Source organism: Bacillus sp. AFS041924, from assembly GCF_002577195.1.
Classification (GTDB): domain Bacteria; phylum Bacillota; class Bacilli; order Bacillales; family Bacillaceae_G; genus Gottfriedia.
Window position 1 is genome coordinate 54,773 of record NZ_NULG01000030.1, and the last position, 19,122, is coordinate 73,894.

At 34.7% G+C, this 19,122-nt stretch carries 19 protein-coding genes; 4 read left to right on the forward strand and 15 right to left on the reverse strand.

What is annotated here, in order from left to right; genetic code table 11:
• Window positions 1-45: 45 nt before the first annotated feature.
• A complete protein-coding gene (locus tag COC46_RS10685) occupies window positions 46-786 on the reverse strand; it encodes an alpha/beta hydrolase (RefSeq protein ID WP_098809698.1) in 741 nt (246 codons plus the stop codon).
• Between the two features lie 266 nt (window positions 787-1,052).
• Here COC46_RS10685 and COC46_RS10690 point away from each other — a divergent pair, with 266 nt between their 5' ends.
• Window positions 1,053-1,544 (forward strand): DinB family protein, encoded by a 492-nt coding sequence (locus COC46_RS10690; protein ID WP_098809699.1) that lies wholly within the window; start codon window positions 1,053-1,055, stop codon window positions 1,542-1,544.
• 44 nt (window positions 1,545-1,588) lie between these two features.
• On the opposite strand, the gene COC46_RS10695 is transcribed toward COC46_RS10690, so the two are convergent.
• The 4 genes from COC46_RS10695 to COC46_RS10710 form a co-directional block, all read right to left on the reverse strand.
• Window positions 1,589-2,107 (reverse strand): PepSY domain-containing protein, encoded by a 519-nt coding sequence (locus COC46_RS10695; protein WP_098809700.1) that lies wholly within the window; start codon window positions 2,105-2,107, stop codon window positions 1,589-1,591.
• A 133-nt stretch (window positions 2,108-2,240) separates the two neighbouring features.
• Window positions 2,241-2,474, reverse strand: coding sequence for a preprotein translocase subunit SecG (secG, locus tag COC46_RS10700; protein WP_098809701.1), 234 nt, complete (start codon window positions 2,472-2,474; stop codon window positions 2,241-2,243).
• Between the two features lie 84 nt (window positions 2,475-2,558).
• Window positions 2,559-3,488 (reverse strand): alpha/beta fold hydrolase, encoded by a 930-nt coding sequence (locus COC46_RS10705; RefSeq protein ID WP_098809702.1) that lies wholly within the window; start codon window positions 3,486-3,488, stop codon window positions 2,559-2,561.
• On the reverse strand, window positions 3,481-3,702 hold the full coding sequence (locus COC46_RS10710) for a hypothetical protein (RefSeq protein WP_098809703.1): 222 nt from the start codon (window positions 3,700-3,702) through the stop codon (window positions 3,481-3,483). The genes COC46_RS10705 and COC46_RS10710 overlap by 8 nt, the downstream gene beginning before the upstream one ends.
• 183 nt (window positions 3,703-3,885) lie before the next feature.
• On the opposite strand from COC46_RS10710, the gene COC46_RS10715 reads away from it, so the two are divergent.
• Window positions 3,886-4,452 carry a DUF2238 domain-containing protein gene (locus COC46_RS10715; RefSeq protein ID WP_255294872.1) on the forward strand — a complete coding sequence of 189 codons (567 nt, stop codon included), beginning with the start codon at window positions 3,886-3,888 and terminating at the stop codon, window positions 4,450-4,452.
• Window positions 4,453-4,583: 131 nt separating this feature from the next.
• Here COC46_RS10715 and COC46_RS10720 read toward each other — a convergent pair whose 3' ends face one another.
• The 3 genes from COC46_RS10720 to COC46_RS10730 all read right to left on the reverse strand — a co-directional run bounded on the left by COC46_RS10720 (window position 4,584) and on the right by COC46_RS10730 (window position 6,462).
• The gene (locus COC46_RS10720) at window positions 4,584-5,198 is read right to left on the reverse strand and encodes a TasA family protein (RefSeq protein ID WP_098809705.1); all 615 of its coding nucleotides are present in this window, start codon (window positions 5,196-5,198) and stop codon (window positions 4,584-4,586) included.
• An 84-nt stretch (window positions 5,199-5,282) separates the two neighbouring features.
• On the reverse strand, window positions 5,283-5,825 hold the full coding sequence (gene sipW / locus COC46_RS10725; protein WP_176545127.1) for a signal peptidase I SipW: 543 nt from the start codon (window positions 5,823-5,825) through the stop codon (window positions 5,283-5,285).
• Window positions 5,797-6,462 carry a DUF4047 domain-containing protein gene (locus tag COC46_RS10730; RefSeq protein WP_176545124.1) on the reverse strand — a complete coding sequence of 222 codons (666 nt, stop codon included), beginning with the start codon at window positions 6,460-6,462 and terminating at the stop codon, window positions 5,797-5,799. The genes sipW and COC46_RS10730 overlap by 29 nt, the downstream gene beginning before the upstream one ends.
• A 305-nt stretch (window positions 6,463-6,767) precedes the next feature.
• Between COC46_RS10730 and COC46_RS10735 the strand changes: the two genes are divergently transcribed.
• Window positions 6,768-8,432 carry a M4 family metallopeptidase gene (locus COC46_RS10735; RefSeq protein WP_098809755.1) on the forward strand — a complete coding sequence of 555 codons (1,665 nt, stop codon included), beginning with the start codon at window positions 6,768-6,770 and terminating at the stop codon, window positions 8,430-8,432.
• Window positions 8,433-8,869: 437 nt separating this feature from the next.
• The gene (locus tag COC46_RS10740) at window positions 8,870-10,111 is read left to right on the forward strand and encodes a helix-turn-helix domain-containing protein (protein ID WP_098809708.1); all 1,242 of its coding nucleotides are present in this window, start codon (window positions 8,870-8,872) and stop codon (window positions 10,109-10,111) included.
• A gap of 80 nt (window positions 10,112-10,191) precedes the next feature.
• Here COC46_RS10740 and COC46_RS10745 read toward each other — a convergent pair whose 3' ends face one another.
• The 7 genes from COC46_RS10745 to COC46_RS10775 all read right to left on the reverse strand — a co-directional run bounded on the left by COC46_RS10745 (window position 10,192) and on the right by COC46_RS10775 (window position 18,971).
• On the reverse strand, window positions 10,192-11,442 hold the full coding sequence (locus COC46_RS10745) for an MFS transporter (protein WP_098809709.1): 1,251 nt from the start codon (window positions 11,440-11,442) through the stop codon (window positions 10,192-10,194).
• Window positions 11,443-11,739: 297 nt separating this feature from the next.
• Window positions 11,740-13,035, reverse strand: coding sequence for a phosphopyruvate hydratase (gene eno / locus COC46_RS10750; RefSeq protein WP_098809710.1), 1,296 nt, complete (start codon window positions 13,033-13,035; stop codon window positions 11,740-11,742).
• A 65-nt stretch (window positions 13,036-13,100) separates the two neighbouring features.
• Window positions 13,101-14,633, reverse strand: coding sequence for a 2,3-bisphosphoglycerate-independent phosphoglycerate mutase (gene gpmI / locus COC46_RS10755; protein ID WP_098809711.1), 1,533 nt, complete (start codon window positions 14,631-14,633; stop codon window positions 13,101-13,103).
• Window positions 14,633-15,388: a triose-phosphate isomerase gene (gene tpiA / locus COC46_RS10760; protein WP_098809712.1), complete on the reverse strand. Its 756-nt coding sequence runs from the start codon at window positions 15,386-15,388 to the stop codon at window positions 14,633-14,635. Before tpiA ends, gpmI begins: the two co-directional genes overlap by 1 nt.
• 79 nt (window positions 15,389-15,467) lie before the next feature.
• On the reverse strand, window positions 15,468-16,649 hold the full coding sequence (locus COC46_RS10765) for a phosphoglycerate kinase (RefSeq protein ID WP_098809713.1): 1,182 nt from the start codon (window positions 16,647-16,649) through the stop codon (window positions 15,468-15,470).
• 244 nt (window positions 16,650-16,893) lie between these two features.
• Entirely contained in the window at window positions 16,894-17,901 is a 1,008-nt protein-coding gene (gene gap / locus COC46_RS10770; protein ID WP_098809714.1) for a type I glyceraldehyde-3-phosphate dehydrogenase, read from the reverse strand.
• 41 nt (window positions 17,902-17,942) lie between these two features.
• Complete coding sequence (locus tag COC46_RS10775) at window positions 17,943-18,971, reverse strand: sugar-binding transcriptional regulator (protein ID WP_098809715.1); 1,029 nt, start codon at window positions 18,969-18,971, stop codon at window positions 17,943-17,945.
• Window positions 18,972-19,122: the final 151 nt, after the last annotated feature.

Genomic DNA, 19,122 nt, shown 5'->3' on the forward strand with positions numbered 1-19,122 from the left:
ACTGTTAAGGGTATATAATTTAAGTTTGTCCAGAAAGATTTCATTCTACCATTCCAATTCATTAAGAAAAGCTAGCACATCTTCATGTAATATGTCTTTTTCCTGTCCAAGCGTAATAACATGAGTTGAATTTTCGTACCACTTTAATTTTTTCTGATCAGATTGCACTTCATTATAAATAATATTTGCGCTGTCAGTATTAATCATCTCGTCTACAGTAGATTGTACGACAAACGTTGGTGCATATACCGTATCAACATTTTCACGCACTTCTTTAATTAAACCTTGAAGAGCTTTTAATGTATTCATTGGCGTTTTTTTAAACTCTTCCATTTCTACTTCAATTTGTTCAGGAGATTTCCCTTCACGTTTTTTAAACTCTCTTGTGTAGGCTAAGACACCTTCATACATAATTTCTTCACTTTTTATGTACATTGGTGAACACATTGTGACAATACCATTCAAAGGTACAGTGTAACCTAGCTTAAGTGCAAATACTCCTCCTAAAGATAGACCAACCGCTGCGATTTTTTGATGTCCTTTATCTTTTAGAAATTGATAAGCTTCCATTACATCCTTCCACCAGTCCTCTGGTCCAGTATGAACAAGCTCATCTGGTGGTACACCATGTCCTTTATAATGCGGTGCATGACATGTATAACCTTGTTTTTCTAAAAAACGGCCAAGCATTCGAACATCCGCAGAATGTCCCGTAAAACCATGTAATAATAAAACTGCTCGATCTCCACCTTCAAATGTAAATGGCTTCGGCATTGTTACTCTCATATATACTCACTCCAAAACTTTTCTATCCATTTTTCTTTCGTTACTCTTATCTTATCTTTAAATGATATGTTTATTTAAATTAATAATCATTATAAATAATGAATCATAATATTTACCTAATTTTACGTAAAGAAATTGTTCTTTTATTTTACCTTTCAATTGAAGAATTTACCAATAAACAGTTTTTTTAATTAACTAGTTATGATTTAATGAAAGGTGTGGTAATAATAATGTTGGTCATTTAACCAACAAAAGGAGGATACGTTATGTTTAATAATGTTGAAGAATTTATTACTGAGTGGAAAATGGAAGAAGCTAGCACAATCAAATTACTAAATGCTATGACAGATGAATCACTTGATCAATCAATTGGTGAAGATTTTAGCTCATTAGGAGAATTAGCTTGGCATATCACTACAGCAATTAAAGCGATTATTTCACAATCAGGATTACAATTCGAAGGTTCTATGAATAAAGAAGACATGCCTGGAACTGCGAAAGAACTTGCTGAAAAATACGCTGAAGTAAGTAATGCAATGATTGAAGCAGCACAAGCAGAATGGAAAGAAAGCGATCTAAAACAAATCATTAACGCTTTTGGATTCCTTGAATTGCCTATTCACGCATTACTTCGTATGGCAATTCAACACCAAACTCATCACCGTGGTCAAATGACTGTATTAATGAGACAAGCTGGTCTAGTTGTTCCAGGTATGTACGGTCCAAGTAAGGAAGAATGGGCTGCAATGAGAGGTTAATCTACATATTAAAATACAGCCGAGCCTTGGCTGTATTTTTTATTCTAATCATTTAGAAAAATATCTTCTTGTTCAAGGGAAACGATTTTGCCTGATTTGGCATCGATATCCATTGTATAATTTATATGATCCTTCATCACTTCGATACTGTAATAAAATTGCCCATCGTCCTTTTCTTTTTCAATTTCGGTAATCGTACCGCCATTTACTTGATCTAATGCTATATCTTTTGCTTTTTCAGGTGTTACGACAAATTCATCTTTGTATAATAAATCTAGTGCTTGATCATCTAGAAAATCACGCTCTTTTTCTTCCTTTTTGATTTTTGCATTTTTCGCATCAACAATTAGCGTTTTTTTATGATTTTTCTCTGAAACTTCAACCTCATACTTAGATTTACTTTCCTTTTCAATACTTGTAACGACCTTATTAGAATCTTTTTCAATTCTGGATACTATTTCTTCTTTTGAGAGATTTTGACTATCAGTATTATTATTACAGCCACTCAAAAATAGTCCAAGCGTAATTACAAACAATCCTACTATACTGTATATTTTTCTCATCCTTACCTCCTATTTTTATCTATTTTCTTTCTAGTATTTAACAGAATTTCAATTAGTATTTAATATACCGCATAAAAAACAGACATACAATTTTAGTAAAATAAAAAAGCTACCTATTTAGGCAGCTTGTTTATTACAGTTTAAAATATGTTACAGCAATTGTTAGAATGAAGAATATAACTGCTACAACAACTGTTATTCGTTGTAAAACTAGTTCAAAACCACGAGCTTTTTGCTTGCCAAACAGTTGCTCAGCACCACCAGATATCGCACCTGATAGGCCGTTACTTTTACTAGATTGAAGTAGAACTAAAACAATCATAAGTACTGAAACAATAATTAAAAGTACAGATAAAAACGTATGCATTTCTTCACCTCCACAGTAAAATACTGTTACTTCCTATTCTACTATGAAGAATACTATACTTCAATATGAGAGTACAATACTTATTTAATGATTTAAGATTGTTTCTTCTATCCAAGTTTTTACATCTTGATGAACTTCATCTTTATTGATTTCATGAAGCATCTCATGGCGACCTTCTTCATACAATTTCAACTTTACATTTGTACATCCAATATCTTTATATAGACCATAAACCTTCTTTACACCCTCACCATTTTGACCAACTGGATCTTTGTCTCCAGAAAAAATATAAATTGGCAATGAAGTTGGTGTCTTCTTTATTTCCTCTTTACGATGAATAATTCCGACCCCTTTCAACAGTTCGCGATAATAACTTGAAGAACAAATAAAACCACAATATTGATCTTTTATATAGCGATCAATCTCAGCTTCATCTCTTGTTAACCAATCATATTTTGTTTTAGGAAACTTAAAATGATTATTGAAGTTCCCAAAAGTTAAAAAGTCTAAAATTTTACTTCTCTTATTGGCACCAATCAAGAATGCCTCTGCACTTGAAATAAAGACCCCTAATTTTCTTAGTATTCCTGGATCATATCCGGTTCCAGAAATTATTAGCCCATCGTATAGTACCCCATTTAATTGAACTACTCGTCTACTCAAATAAGACCCCATACTATGTCCAAATAAAATTAACGGGATATCATTTAGTTCATTTCGTATCATCTTACTAATAAAGATGATATCTTTAGCAACTTCATCCCAACCGACTTCTTCCCCAAAAAAACCAAGATCATCTTCGATCGCTGCTGTTTTACCATGACCTCTTTGATCATGAATATAGACTGCAAACTGATTATGAACTAAATATTCAATAAATTTCTCGTAAGCCCCACCATGCTCTGCCATTCCATGTACAATTTGAATCACAGCAATTGGTTTTGCAGGAATATATTTTCGCAAATAGATTTTTGTTCGATCCTTCGCCGAAATTAATCCTTCCCAATTATTCATTTTTATGCCCCTTCATCTCATATGTTGTAAAAGATACTACTAAGAAAAAACAAGTGAAATAGATTATTTCTAATCGTATGTTTCGTATTGAAAATTCATCACCTAATAGTCCCCAAAATACAATTGCTATTGAAAGAATAACAATAATTAATGGAAGTAAATATGTTTTAATAGTATACCAAATATAATCTTTTAAGTATGCGAAAAAGTTCATAATTATCCTCCCAACTATTTGCGACTCATACCCATAATTTAATACTAATTCAAATCTTCTTACTTCTTACGGCTACTTTCTAACAATTTATCATCAATATGATGAACTTTTTATGTCATTTAATTGAAATTTTGCTTTGATAATTTGAATTGAGACAAAAAAAGAATGAATGGGGGATTCGAAATGAAAAGGGGCATACAAACATTTTTATCTATAGTCTTTGCAATTGTAATGCTTGTCTTATTCGTCATTTTCTTCACGAAAGACGATTCTTATCGATATCCAATCGCACTAGGTGGCTTCGTTTGTGCACTCGTTCCACTCATATTAGATAAGTTTTTCAAAATTCGATTTACATTAGGGTTTATTACCTCTTATTTTACTTTTTTAATTGGGTCCTTGTGTCTTGGTTCTATGCTTAGATTTTATAATTTAGGCTGGTGGGATACGCTCTTACATTTTCTAAGTGGCACGCTAGTCGCTTTTTTAGCAATTGATTTAATGGGAAAATTGACAACGAGACAGTCTCGGAGTGAAATGTCCGCTGGTTTCATTTTTCTATTTGTACTTTCTTTTGGCGTATTTTGTGGAGCCATATGGGAAATTTGGGAATTTAATATGGACCAATTCTTTGGAACCAGGACTCAAGGTGGTGGGAATTTTGATACAATGACAGATCTAATTGCAGACTCAATTGGAGCGCTCATTATCGCGTTTGGGTTTGCAAGAAGGACGAGAAGGAATAAATAAGCTAGGTCAGTTTATAATGAACTCAAACTTCAGAAATAATTGATTAAATATAAAAATAAAGAGCTTTAAAGAACCCACAAGAATCTCCTTGTGGGCCTTTTCAAAACTTCCTATTCCCTTAAAATTGAATCTTAATTGTTATCTGGGTCTGTATCATCATGGTAAGTTGAACCTTCTGTCTGTGCATTAAATTTCCAGTTAACTAGTAACTTATCACCTTGGAATTCGTTTTGGTCATCTCCATTATCAACAAACTCAAATAATACGAAGATTTTTTCTTTATCACCAGGAACAATGCCATCTGCCTTGTAACCAACTGATGTACCAGTATCTATAGCAGTAATATCTGGTTGTTGGTTTTGAAGGTCATACAATGTTGTTTCAACAACTGTGTTCGTCGCACTACTTGTGTTGTACATAATTGTAACTTTAATATTTTTCGCCAAGTCCTCATTATTGTCTGATTTGACATCTTCTACAGTGTATTTTGTATCAAGTAAGACCTTACTAATTTGCAATGTACCATTGTTTTCCAGTGTAAATTCACGGTAGATTTGGTCACCTGGTTTAATATTGCTAATGTTAACTACTGCATTTGGATTCATCCCTAAATCTAATGTACCCGCTGCAAATGTATTTTGTGTATCAACTACGTCACTAAAATATGCAAATGTTCCTCCACCGATTAATGACATCCCTAGCGCTGCAGTCATAACACCTTTCGTAATCTTTTGTGTAAATCCCATTATAAAATCCTCCTCTATTATGTAAAAAATATATTAAACTCGTGCGCATCTCGTAAGGTTACACACGAGATTTAACCAGTATTATTACGCTTCTTTTATCTCCAACTCTTTTTTTGCACTAATGATTGAACGCATTGCAGATATGACCATTATTATGCCAGGTACAATCAATAAAAGAGCACCCGCCTCTTTGGATTTAGTAAAATCCAATGCATAGCCTATATATGGCATTGTAAAGCCCGTATACTGACCAACTATATCCTCAGTGGAAACCTCCCATAAATCAGGAGCATTATTATGATCCCCTTTTGTTTTATATAGGACTTTTCCACTCTCTTTTTGTATGTCAATAATTCTATGAGTAATTAACTCCTTATCTTTGCGAAATGTAATAACGTCTCCTTTTTGATAAGTAGAATGGTTATTTCGTAACTTAATAGAAATGATAGATCCTGTTTGGAATGTTGGTTCCATCGATCCGGATAACACTACTTTGACTTGGTATCCTAAAATCGTCGGTTCTCCTCCAGCAATTCTAGAAGAAAGGACAACAAATGCTAATATACATACAATAACTAGGAAAATACTTCCTACTAGACTACTTACTATTCGCAATGGTTTCTTTATCAATTTCTTTCACCTGCTTTTTCATATTTGAGTCCATTTTAGCTACTTGATTGCTTGCTGGATTCGCAGCTTCATCAGTGTCATGTAGATGATTCCCAAAGCCTTTTTCCTTTTCTTCTAGCTCCTTTATATGCAACGTAACAGAAGAACGAATATCGGATATTTTTTGAAAGTCAATCTCATCTTGCACCTCTTTTATAATGCGTTCTACTTTTTGAAACCCTTCAAGCACGTAACTGAACGTTTGATTTCCTGTTGTTTTTTGGTCCTGCAACCTATTGTGATAAGAAGACATTTCATCATACACAAGCTGTAAACTATTCGATTGTTGGTGTAACTTTCGTTCAATCACAGTTATTTCAGTAAGTCTGTCATGCAATTTTTGTAATGATTGTTCTGGTGCATTTGCAACAATCAATTCATAATTACCAAGCATCTGATTTTCAAGATCCACAGCTCGCTTATTCAGCATTTCGATGGTTGCTGGAAAAACAAACGCTGCGGCTACTGTTATAGGTTTTGGAGAAATTTGACTTGAAAATGACGCTTTTGTTTCTCCTACTAATTGAGACCCTACATAAAAGGACATGCAGCATAAACTAGGAAACAGGATGACTTTATGAAATGCTCTCCTCATTTTTATTCCTCTCTTCGAAACAAATCTATTTGCATTCATTATTACCGAATAATCAGAAAATTGATATCGAGATATTTCCCTTAAAAAATGGTGTAAAATTTTGACGATTTTGCTCGAAACCTTAAAAAAAGCTTAAATAACTGGCCAAAATTATCTCAAATTGAAGTTTCTTAAAAACGATTGATTTTATTTGGAATTTTCCCAATAATTTAAATTGTTTCAACAATACTTTCACATAAGGAGTGAGTTTTTTGAAAAAGAAACAACAGAAAAGACTAAGTAAAAAAGCGGCTATTCCAGCTGTAATGGCTTTAACGGTGGCTTTTGGAGGGCTGTCAACTTTACCTTCATTTGTAAATGTAAAAGCAAGTGCAGCAACAGTTAATCAAGCTTTAAGTAAGGAAGAGGCTGTAAAAGCATATCTAAATTCAAAAGTTGTTGATCTTATGAAATCGGGATCTGCATGGGAACAATTTAAGATTGTAAGTGAACAAGCTGACAACGAAACGAATACTTACCATGTAAGAACAATTGAACAGTACAAAGGAATTCCAATCTATGGATCAGGACAAACTGTTGCTCTAGATGCAAATAACAATGTATATGCTTCATTTGGTAATGTCACACAAAAGTTAGCTCGAACAGTTATTCCAACAGAAGCGACTATTTCCGAGGAAGATGCTATTGCAACAGCTAAAGAGGGTATTGAAAAAGAAATTGGCACAGTAAATAATTATGATAAAATCGATACGCAATTAATGGTCTACCCATTTAAAGGGAAGCATTACTTGGCATATGTAGTTAAGGCTTCAACATCTAATCCAGCACCAGGATACTTCCATTACTTTGTAGATGCTACAAATGGCGAAATTATTAATAACTTTAATGCGATTGATAATTTAGTAGATCCAGCGACACTATCACCAGTAATGGGTAAAGGGCTGGATGCACATGGAAAAATGCAAACATTCCCTATTGGAAAGGATCTTAATACAGGTACAAGCTATTTATATGGTGCTTCTGTAACTGGAACTAGCGCTGCTCCTACGATTGTTCCAATTGCTACTTTTGACGCACATCGTACGGATGAAACACTATTTAACCTCTTCTCAGCTCTTTTCGGATTTACAGGTTGGGAAGTGACAACAACCAGAACAGACAACATGTTCCTTAATCCTGCAGCTGTCTCAGCTCACGTAAACTCTGATAAAGTAAGCAAATACTATCAAAACATACACAAACGTCATAGCTTAGATGATAAAGGGATGCCATTAATTAGTTCAGTTCACGTTGGCTCAAAATGGAATAACGCTGGTTGGAACGGTGTAGAAATGCTATACGGAGATGGTGATGGAATTAGATACGGATCAATGTCTGGTGGATTAGATGTAACTGGTCATGAGATGACACATGGTGTTGTCGAACATACGGCAGACTTAACTTATGAAAATGAATCTGGGGCCATAAATGAGTCATTAGCTGATATTTTCGGTGAATTTACTCAACAATACACTACAGGTGTGACAGAATGGGAACTAGGAGAAGATATAACAACTCCTAACACTCCTAATGACGGAGGACTTCGTTCGATGAGTGATCCTGCTTCTAAAAAAGTTAGTACAAGCTATATGCCATCAGGTCATTATCCTGATACATACCAAGACCGTTACATAGGTGAATTAGATAATGGTGGCGTTCATATAAATAGCGGTATTAACAATAAAGCAGCTTACTTAATAACAAATGGTGGCACAAATAACGGATATACAATTACGAAATTAGGTAGAGGTACTGCTGAAAAAATCTATTACCGTGCATTAACAAATTACTTAACTGCATCTTCTGGATTTAAAGAAATGCGCGAAGCTGCTATTCAAGCTTCACGTGACTTGTATCCCGATAAAAATGGCGTACCATCAAACCAAACAAAGGCTGTAATGGACGCATACTCTTCTGTAGGAGTCTACTAATCTTCTATACTATTTAAACCATGAGTGCATTCTATTCATTCATGGTTTTTCCATTTTCCAAAAGGATAACCATTAGAAAATAAGGGTTATCAACAATACAACCTTTTTGCGTATTTTTAAGAATATTTTTTATCCTACTTTTGATTCATCAAACACCTATTCCCTCACTCATTTTAGCTTCCGACTAGTAATATAGTTACAGGAATTATCATTTTCAAAAAAAATAATTGGGACATTTCTTTTAAAAAAATCAATAAAATTTTATCTAAAAAAGAAAAATCCTTAATTAAGTGCTATCGATTAACCCAATTGTAATATATTTCAAAATTCGTAATAATCAAACTATAGAGTAAGAAATTTCTACTCAACTTCTTACTTCATTGTTACAATTTTAAACTTATATCATCGGTTTTATAAAGGAACAAGGAGCGAGTTAAATGCTAGAGGGAGAAATCATTAAATTTTATCGCCAAAAAGCCGGCCTTACGCAGGAACAATTAGGTAAAGGTATTTGCACCCTCTCTTACGTAAGTAAAATTGAACGAGGTCAAACGGCCTGCTCTTCGGAAATTATCGAATTATTATCAGAACGCTTACACATAAATATAAAAGAAGAAATCGGCCGTCTTGAAAACATGGAAAATCACCTTCATCGTTGGCATAAGGCGATTATTATGAAAAAGATAAAAGAAATAGAGGAAACTTATAACGATCTAGAAAATATCCCGATGATTGTTTTTTCTAAATACGCTGTCTTATATAAGCTGCTTCAGGCAAGATACTTTATTATAAAGGAATATTTTGAAAAAACATTTACCATTTTACAGCATGTCCAAAAAGATTATCCGACTCTTAGTCCTTTCGAAAAAAACTTACTGTATCATGTATGGGGCATTTATTATTTATGCAATTGCATTACCTCAAAGAACGAAAATCATCAAAAAGCTATAAAAATCTTGCGTAAAATCAATAAGGATGAGTATGGCAATCTCGAATATCAGTATGACTTGGCATTAGCATATTATTGTATCGATTCTAAAGTAATGGCCTATGCGTATGCAGAAAAAGCACTTCGGCATTTTAGGGAAACAAATAACTCGTTAATGGCAATCGCAACTGAAGCACTATTGCTTTTACAAATTGGAAACGATTTGCACTTAGATCTAGAAGAGTTGACGGAGTCCTACCAAAATCTAATTTATCAAAGCGAATTACTTCATGCTCCTGAAAAAAAAGGAATGCTTTTAAACAACTTAGGCTTTGAACATTTTAAAAGAAAGAATTACACAAGTGCGTATAAATACTATAAAGAAGCACTTCGAATGTCAGAAAAGGCTTCACTTTCCTATCTTAATCGCCTATTTAATTGCGTGGAAAGTAGCTTCGAAGGAAAGCTACAGCCAAAAAAAGGATTGCTGAAAAAGGCACAAGAAGGTGCTTTATTAGCAAAGCAATTGAAAAATCACTTTTATCAACTAGTTTTCAAACTTCTGATCCTCCGTATAGAGAATAAATCCGAACAGTATTATAGCTTCCTAGAAAAGGACGTTCTACCATACTTTCAATTAACTGAACATACGCGTTATATAAACAAATACGCTAAAGAATTATATGATTACTATTCAAGGTTAGAACATCATGAGAAAGTCGCACAAATTTCTAAACTCCTTATAAAATAGAAAACTAACACAAAATTGAATGGACTTTTACATAAAAAAACCTGATTGTATAAATAATCAGGTTTTTAAAATTTAAAACATTATGACTTAGCTTCAGCTACGACATTTTTCATAATTTTAAACATTGGAACCATAACAAGTATTCCTATGATAAACAATAAGGCTGAAACTTGATAGATAGAGAATAAAGAAAATTGCTCCTTTAAAACCCCTGCCAAACTCATTGTGATCACCATAGCACCCATAAATAATGGTGTTAATATTCCATTTACTCTTCCTACAAACTTTTCTTCAGTATTTTTCAAAATAATTGTATTAATACCAATGTGGAGTGCAGGCATAAATAATCCGATAAAGAATTCAGTTACTAGTGTTAGCCAAAACATTTCAGACCAACCTATTATGAAAATACCAATAGCATTTACAGCCATACCAATTAGTAATAAAACATGTGGCGCCATCTTATTAGAAATTACCATAATAAGACCACCACCTATAATCATTGCTGCTCCATTAGCAGCAAATATCCACTGTAAATATTCTTTATCCAGTCCCAGTCGCTCAGTTACTAAAAAAATCGTTAGTGGGTGGATAAGACCAATACCTAGTCCTGCAGCTGCAAATACTCCACCTAAATAAACAAGAATTTTTCGCGACCAAACGTATTGAAATCCTACCTTCATCTCTTCCCATAATGATGTTGTATGTTCCACTTTTTCTTCGTCTGGATCTTTTGGTAACTTTGTTAAAATTAGTGCTGACATAAGAAAAGCAATACCTACTATTCCCATTGAAACAACCATTCCGGCTTGTTGAAAAACAAAAGTACCGATCACCGGTCCTAAAATCATAAAAATCGCCATCATCGTTTGAAAGATAGACATACCGGCTTGCATCTGTTCAGCAGGTACATGCACTTTAAATAATTTCATATTGGATGGCTGAGAAAACTGTGACAAAATTGCTGAAACTAATGTTGCAAAAAAGACAAACTTCCAAGAGCCAAATAATAGCGCGATTAGTATAACGAATATTGATATTGCACTTAAAATATCACACCAAATCATAGTTCGTTTTGGTTTCCAACGATCTGCAAAAGTTCCGCCAATAAATGAAAAAATAAAAATCGGCGCAAATTCAGCAACCGAAATAAGTGATACGGCTGTAGCATTACCTTTCGTCTTTTCAACAACAAATAATAAAATTGCAAAATTACGAATCCAAATTCCTAATTGTATAAACAAACCCGCTGAAAGTATCGTCTGGATAAAAGGATTTTTTAACAAAGAAGCCATTGAGGGATTTGAAGTTGTTGTAGTAGTTGTAGTCATTTTTTCTCCTCTCTATTTTTAAAATTTCTTTAGTTCGTAATCTAACTAAGGTACTTCAACACCATAATTAGAACTAACGTTCCTAAGAACATATATTCCTATATTAGCATTAAAATCCTTAAATAATCAATCCCTTATTTATTTTATACCTTTTTCTGAATCATTAATCAACTTATGAAAATTTCAATTACGATGTGGATACAAAAAGAAACAAAAAAGAGAAGGTGACGATCCTTCTCTTTTTAAATGTCTATAATGGATTATGTTTTTTTGTTATTGCACTTAGTTTTGATTAAATTATTTTCTTAAGTTGTAGAAAGATTTTAATCCTTGGTATACTGCGCTTTCGCCTAACTCGTCTTCAATACGTAATAATTGGTTGTATTTAGCGATACGGTCTGTACGAGATGCAGAACCAGTTTTAATTTGACCAGCGTTTGTAGCAACTGCGATATCAGCAATTGTACTATCTTCAGTTTCACCTGAACGGTGAGAAACTACAGCTGTATAACCAGCGCGTTTTGCCATTTCGATTGCATCGAAAGTTTCTGTTAATGTACCGATTTGGTTAACTTTGATAAGGATTGAGTTAGCGATACCTTTTTCGATACCTTCAGATAATTTTTTAGTGTTTGTAACGAATAAATCGTCACCTACTAATTGTACTCGGTTACCTAAACGTTCTGTTAATAATTTGTGGCCATCCCAGTCATTTTCATCTAAACCATCTTCAATTGAAAGGATTGGGAAATCATTGCAAAGTTGCTCATAGAAATCAACCATTTCAGCTGAAGATACGCCAGTGCGTCCTTCGCCTGCAAGATCGTATTTACCAGTTTCTTTGTTGAAGAATTCTGAAGAAGCAACGTCCATTCCTAAGAATACTTGCTCTCCAGCTTTGTATCCAGCTTTATCAATTGCTTCCATGATTACTTCTAAAGCTTCACGGTTTGAACCAAGGTTTGGAGCAAATCCACCTTCGTCACCTACAGCAGTATTTAAACCTTTGTCGTGTAATACAGCTTTAAGGTTGTGGAAGATTTCAGTACCCATACGGATTGCTTCTTTAAAGCTGCTAGCACCTACAGGTAAGATCATGAATTCTTGGAAGTCTACGTTATTATCAGCATGAGAACCACCATTGATGATGTTCATCATTGGAACTGGTAATTGTTTTGCGTTGAATCCACCAAGGTATTGGTATAATGGTAAACCTAATTCATCAGCTGCTGCACGAGCTACTGCCATAGATACACCTAGGATTGCGTTAGCACCTAATTTACCTTTGTTTTCTGTACCATCTACTTCAATCATACGACGGTCGATTGAAACTTGATCAGTTACTTCGTATCCTACGATTTCTTCTGCTAAAATATCATTAACGTTAGCTACAGCTTTCTCAACACCTTTACCAAGGTAACGAGATTTGTCTCCATCACGTAATTCAACAGCTTCGTATTCACCAGTTGAAGCTCCACTTGGTACTAATGCACGGCCAAAACCGCCATCTTCTGTATAGACTTCTACTTCTACAGTAGGGTTACCACGAGAATCTAATACTTCGCGAGCATAAATATCAATAATCATTGACATAATAAAATCTCTCCTTTTGTTGCGTTATACGCATATTTAAAAACTTTTTATAATTAACTGTTCACTTATTTAATAAGTGATTTACCAGTCATTTCTTTTGGTTGTTCTACTTTTAATAGAGCAAGAACAGTTGGTGATAAATCACCTAAAATACCATCTTCACGTAACGTAATACCTTCATCAGTTACAATAACTGGTACCGGGTTAGTCGTGTGAGCTGTCATTGGTTCACCCTCAGGTGTAATTTCCTCATCAGCATTTCCGTGGTCAGCAGTAATGATTGCTTTTCCGCCTTTTGCAAGAATTGCATCAACTACTTCTCCTAAACATTCGTCAACTGCCTCAATTGCTTTAATTGTCGGCTCAAGTTTCCCTGAATGTCCAACCATATCAGGATTTGCAAAGTTTAAGATGATTACATCATGCTTGTCAGCAGCAATTTCTTTAAGTAATGCATCTTTTACCTCATAAGCACTCATTTCAGGTTTTAAATCGTATGTCGCAACTTTTGGTGAGTTGATTAAAATACGTTCTTCACCCGGGAACTCGGCTTCACGACCACCACTAAAGAAAAATGTGACATGTGGATATTTTTCCGTTTCAGCAATTCGTAATTGAGTTAAATTATTTTGAGCAAGAACCTCACCTAAAGTGTTATCAAGGTTAGTTGGTTTAAATGCAACATAGCCTTGTACTGTTTCACTAAAATGTGTTAAACAAACGAAATGAACATTTTTCGGGAACTTACTTCCTCGATCAAAGTCACGGAAATCCTCGTTTGTAAATACATTTGAGATTTGAATTGCACGGTCAGGTCTGAAGTTGTAGAAAATAATTGAATCATCATCACTTATTGTTGCAACTGGTGTCCCATCTTCTTTTACCATTACTGAAGGTAAGACGAACTCATCATGGATTCCATTCGCATACGAATCTTCAATTAATTCATAAGGATTTTTATAAGTTGGACCTTCTCCATATACCATTGCACAATAGCATTTTTCTACACGGTCCCAACGCTTGTCGCGGTCCATGGAATAATAACGACCAGAAATTGTTGCAAATTCACCTACACCATATTCTTTAAATTTTGCTTCTGTTTGATCGATATATTTTTTAGCTGTAGTTGGACCGACATCTCTTCCATCAAGGAAAGCATGTAGATATACTTTCTTCATACCTTCTTCAGCAGCTAATTTTAATAAAGCAAACATGTGATTAATATGGCTGTGAATACCGCCATCAGACAATAGACCAAAAATATGTAAAGCTTTATCTTTTTCTTTTGCGCTCTTTATTGCATCCATGAAAGTATCATTTTTTTCAAATTCACCTTCACGAATTGCCTTATTTACACGAGTTAAGCTTTGATATACAATTCGTCCAGCTCCGATATTTAAATGACCTACTTCAGAATTACCCATTTGTCCTTCAGGTAAACCTACTGCTTCACCGCAAGCAGTTAATTGCGCATGAGGATATTTATTCCAATATCTATCATAATTTGGTTTCTTCGCTTGTGCAACAGCATTTCCAAATGTTTCGTCGCGTAAACCAAATCCATCTAGGATAATTAACGCTACTGGTTGTTTACTCATTACTTAACAGCCTCCAATAATGCAAGGAAAGAAGCTGGTTCTAAACTTGCTCCACCTACTAAAGCACCGTCAATATCAGGTTGAGCCATATATTCTTTAATGTTTTCAGGTTTTACACTTCCGCCGTATTGTACACGCACTGACTCAGCAACAGTCTCATCATAAAGACTTGCTACTACATCACGAACAAATTTACATGAATCTTGTGCATCTTTTTCTGTAGCAGATTTACCTGTGCCAATTGCCCAAATCGGTTCATAAGCGATAACTAAGTTTTTCACTTGCTCATCTGTAAGACCTGCAAGATCAGCTGTTAATTGAGTACGAATAACTTCCTCAAATTTACCGCCTTCACGCTCTTCAAGTGTTTCACCACAGCAAAGGATTGGTGTAAGACCGTGTTCGAAAGCTTTTTTTGTTTTACTATTAATAAACTCATCTGTTTCGCCATAATATTCACGACGTTCAGAGTGTCCGATAATAGCATAAGTTACTCCTAGGTCTTTAAGTGCTACTGGGCTAATTTCTCCAGTATAAGCACCACTATCTTTATCACTTACATTTTGAGAACCAATTTTTAATTCAGTTCCTTTTGTACCGTATAACATTGGTGCAATAAATAGTGCAGGTGCACAAACAGCAGAATCTACTTTATCAGATGATGGAATGCTAGTTTTTACTTCTTCAACAAATGTCATCGCTTCGCTAAGCGTCTTATTCATTTTCCAGTTACCCGCGATAATTGGTTTACGCATGAGAAACACCTTCCTAACAATTGGTAAGACATAACATCTTACTCTATTTCAATTACTTAATATTGTAAAGCTACTAGACTTATTTATCGTTTAATAATGCAACTCCAGGAAGCTCTTTACCTTCCATAAATTCTAATGAAGCTCCACCACCAGTAGAAATATGGCTCATTTTATCTGCTAAACCGAATTTTTCAGCAGCCGCAGCTGAGTCTCCTCCACCGATAATTGAGTATGCATCTGATTCTGCTAATGCTTGTGCTACTCCTTTAGTACCCCCGGCAAATTTGTCGATTTCAAACACACCCATAGGTCCATTCCAAATAACTAATTTAGAGCTTTTAATTACATCTGCATAAAGAGCAGTTGTTTTCGGCCCAATATCAAGAGCTTCCCAGTCTGCAGGAATGCTATCAATATCAACTTCCCTGGTATTTGCATCTTCACCGAACTTATCAGCAATGATTGCGTCTATTGGCATGTAGAATTTAACACCTTTAGCTTCAGCTTTTTGCATAAACTCATTTGCTAAATCAATTTTATCCTCTTCTAAAAGAGATTTCCCAATTTCATAGCCTTTAGCTTTTAGGAACGTATAAGCTAGTCCGCCACCAATTATTAAGTTATCTACTTTTTCTAATAAGTTTTCAATTACACCAATTTTATCTCGAACTTTCGCTCCACCGATAATAGCTGTAAATGGGCGTTCTGGATTAGATAATGCTTTACCTAAAACATTAATTTCTTTTTCCATTAAGAAGCCTGCTACAGCAGGGATATGCTTAGCGATACCAGCAGTTGTAGCATGTGCACGGTGTGCAGCACCAAATGCATCATTTACATAAACATCAGCTAATAAAGCAAATTCTTTTGCTAATGCTTCGTCGTTTTTCTCTTCGCCTGGATAGAAACGAACATTTTCTAATAATAAAACATCGCCTTCATTCATTTTGCTAATTTCTTCTTGAACTTTAGGGCCATATGCTTCATCAGATTTTATAACGTTTTTACCTAATTTTTCACTTAAACGTTTAGCAACAGCATTTAAACGTAGATCTTCATTTACTTGTCCTTTTGGACGTCCTAAGTGAGATGCTAAAACAACTTTAGCTCCGTTTTCTATTAAATACTGAATCGTAGGAAGTGCAGCACGAATACGAGTATCATCTGTTACTTCACCGTTTGCCATAGGTACGTTAAAATCCACACGGCAAAATACGCGTTTCCCTTTTACATCAATGTCATGTAATGACTTCTTGTTCATTTTAGGTGCCTCCAGTACTGTTTTTATTCATCCATGTTCAATCCCACTGTTGATCCGTCTCATATTCAAAGTCGTATCCATTCTGTGATATTGTCACCGCAATTTTAACAGATTATGTACATCAATTGGAATTTATTTCTAGAGTATTTTTAAAAATTGTGATGGATTAGTGACTAAAGAGGATTTTTATCAAACAAAAGAGGGGAGGAAATTCCCCTCGCCCTCATATTAATTTCAATTAAAATTATAGACCTTTTGAAGCGATGTGAGCTACTAAGTCAACTACACGAGTTGAGTAACCAGTTTCATTATCGTACCAAGAAAGGATCTTAACCATGTTACCTTCCATAGTCATTGTAGATAATGCATCGATTGTAGAAGAGTTTGTGCAACCGTTGTAATCGATTGATACTAATGGCTCTTCAGAATATCCTAAGATACCTTTTAATTCACCTTCAGAAGCAGCTTTAAATGCAGCATTTACTTCTTCAGCAGTAACTTCAGCGTTTAATTCTACTACTAAGTCAACTAAAGATACGTTAGCAGTTGGTACACGTACAGCACCACCATTTAATTTACCTTTTAATTGAGGTAATACTAATGAAACTGCTTTAGCAGCACCAGTAGTTGTTGGGATCATGCTCATTGCAGCAGCACGTGCACGACGTAAATCTTTATGTGGTAAATCTAGAATTTGTTGGTCATTTGTGTAAGAGTGAACAGTAGTCATCATACCACGTTTGATACCAAATTTTTCGTCTAATACTTTAGCAAATGGAGCTAAACAGTTAGTTGTACAAGATGCATTTGAAATTACATTGTGGCTAACTGCATCGTATTTGTCATCATTTACACCCATTACGATCGTGATATCTTCATTAGAAGCTGGTGCAGAGATGATTACTTTCTTAACTGATCCACCTAAGTGTTTTTCAGCATCTTTTTTATCTGTGAAACGACCAGTAGATTCTACAACAACCTCTACTCCGTAATCGCTCCAAGGTAAAACTGCTGGGTCACGCTCAGCAATTACTTTAATTTCGCTTCCGTTTACAACGATTGAATCGCCATTTACTGCTACTTCTGCATTTACAGAACCGTGAACTGAATCATATTTTAATAAGTGAGCTAAAGTTTTAGCGTCTGTTAAGTCATTAATTGCTACAACCTCTACGTTTGGGTTGTTTAATGCTGCGCGGAAAACCATACGTCCGATACGTCCAAATCCATTAATACCAATTTTAGTTGCCATTTTTAATTTCCTCCTTTTAATAGGTAGAATCTCTTTTTATTTTAAAGGGAACATCCTTTAATTAACTCTTTTGCAGCTCCTTCGTCTGTGACGAGGATATTTACATGACCTTTCTTTAAGAAAGAAGCCATTGCTTTAGCTTTAGAAGATCCTCCAGATACTGCAAGTACATATGGTATATTCTCCAATTCGTTCAGTTGTAAACCAATTGTTCTTACTCTGTAAACAACTTCACCATTTTCATTAAAGTAATATCCAAATGCCTCTCCTACAGCTTCAGATTCAGTTAAGATTTCTAACTGTTCCGATGAAGACTGTCTTCGTTTAGCCATTGTAAATGCATCTCCAATGCCGTGTACGACAATTGAAGAAGATCGAATTAAATTTAGAACCTCTTTTACTCTTGGTTCTTCCATCATAGTGAGATATGCTTCTTCACTAAGTTCATCTGGTAAATGCAGTAAACGATAATTACCTTTTGCCATTTCAGCCATTTTTGCACAAATCGTATTCGCTTGGTTTCTTACTTCTTCGCCTAAGCCGCCTCGTGCTGGTACAAATAAGGTATTTAAATCTTTAGATTCATCATTCATCATTTCAGCTACGGCAGCTAAAGTGGAACCACCGGTAACAGCAACAATATTATTTGTTTCTAGCCTTTGGTTTATACAACCGACAGCAGCACGACCCATCTCCTTTTTTACCCAGTCCAGTTCGTCACTATCACCTGAAACAACAATGACTTCCTTCAGATTAAATGTATCTTTAAGCAAGTCTTCGATGTTTTTCAAACCGAATAGTTCACGCATTGGTTCTTCTAGGTCTAGAAGTAAACTTAGGCCTTCATCCGTTAATGTCATACCCGAAGATGCAACATTAATCAATCTTTGCTCTTTTAATAAAGCAACTTCTGATCTAAGTACTCTTTCTGTTAACCCTACACTTGCAGACAAGTTTCTTCGACCAATCGGCTGCATAATTCGTATATACTGTAAGATTTGAAATCTCTTTTGGATAACAGGTATTAGATCAGGTAATAATTTTTGTTGTAGCTTTAAAATATGGTTCATTTTCATCTCCTCTTTCACAGAGTATTCACTTGGGTCTAAATGTGTCCCACTATGACATATTATGTCCCACTTGTTTTAAAAAAATTACAGCGTTTTTCAACGTTGTTTTTTTGAACAAGATTTACTCCTGAAGTGAAATAACCCTGCTACA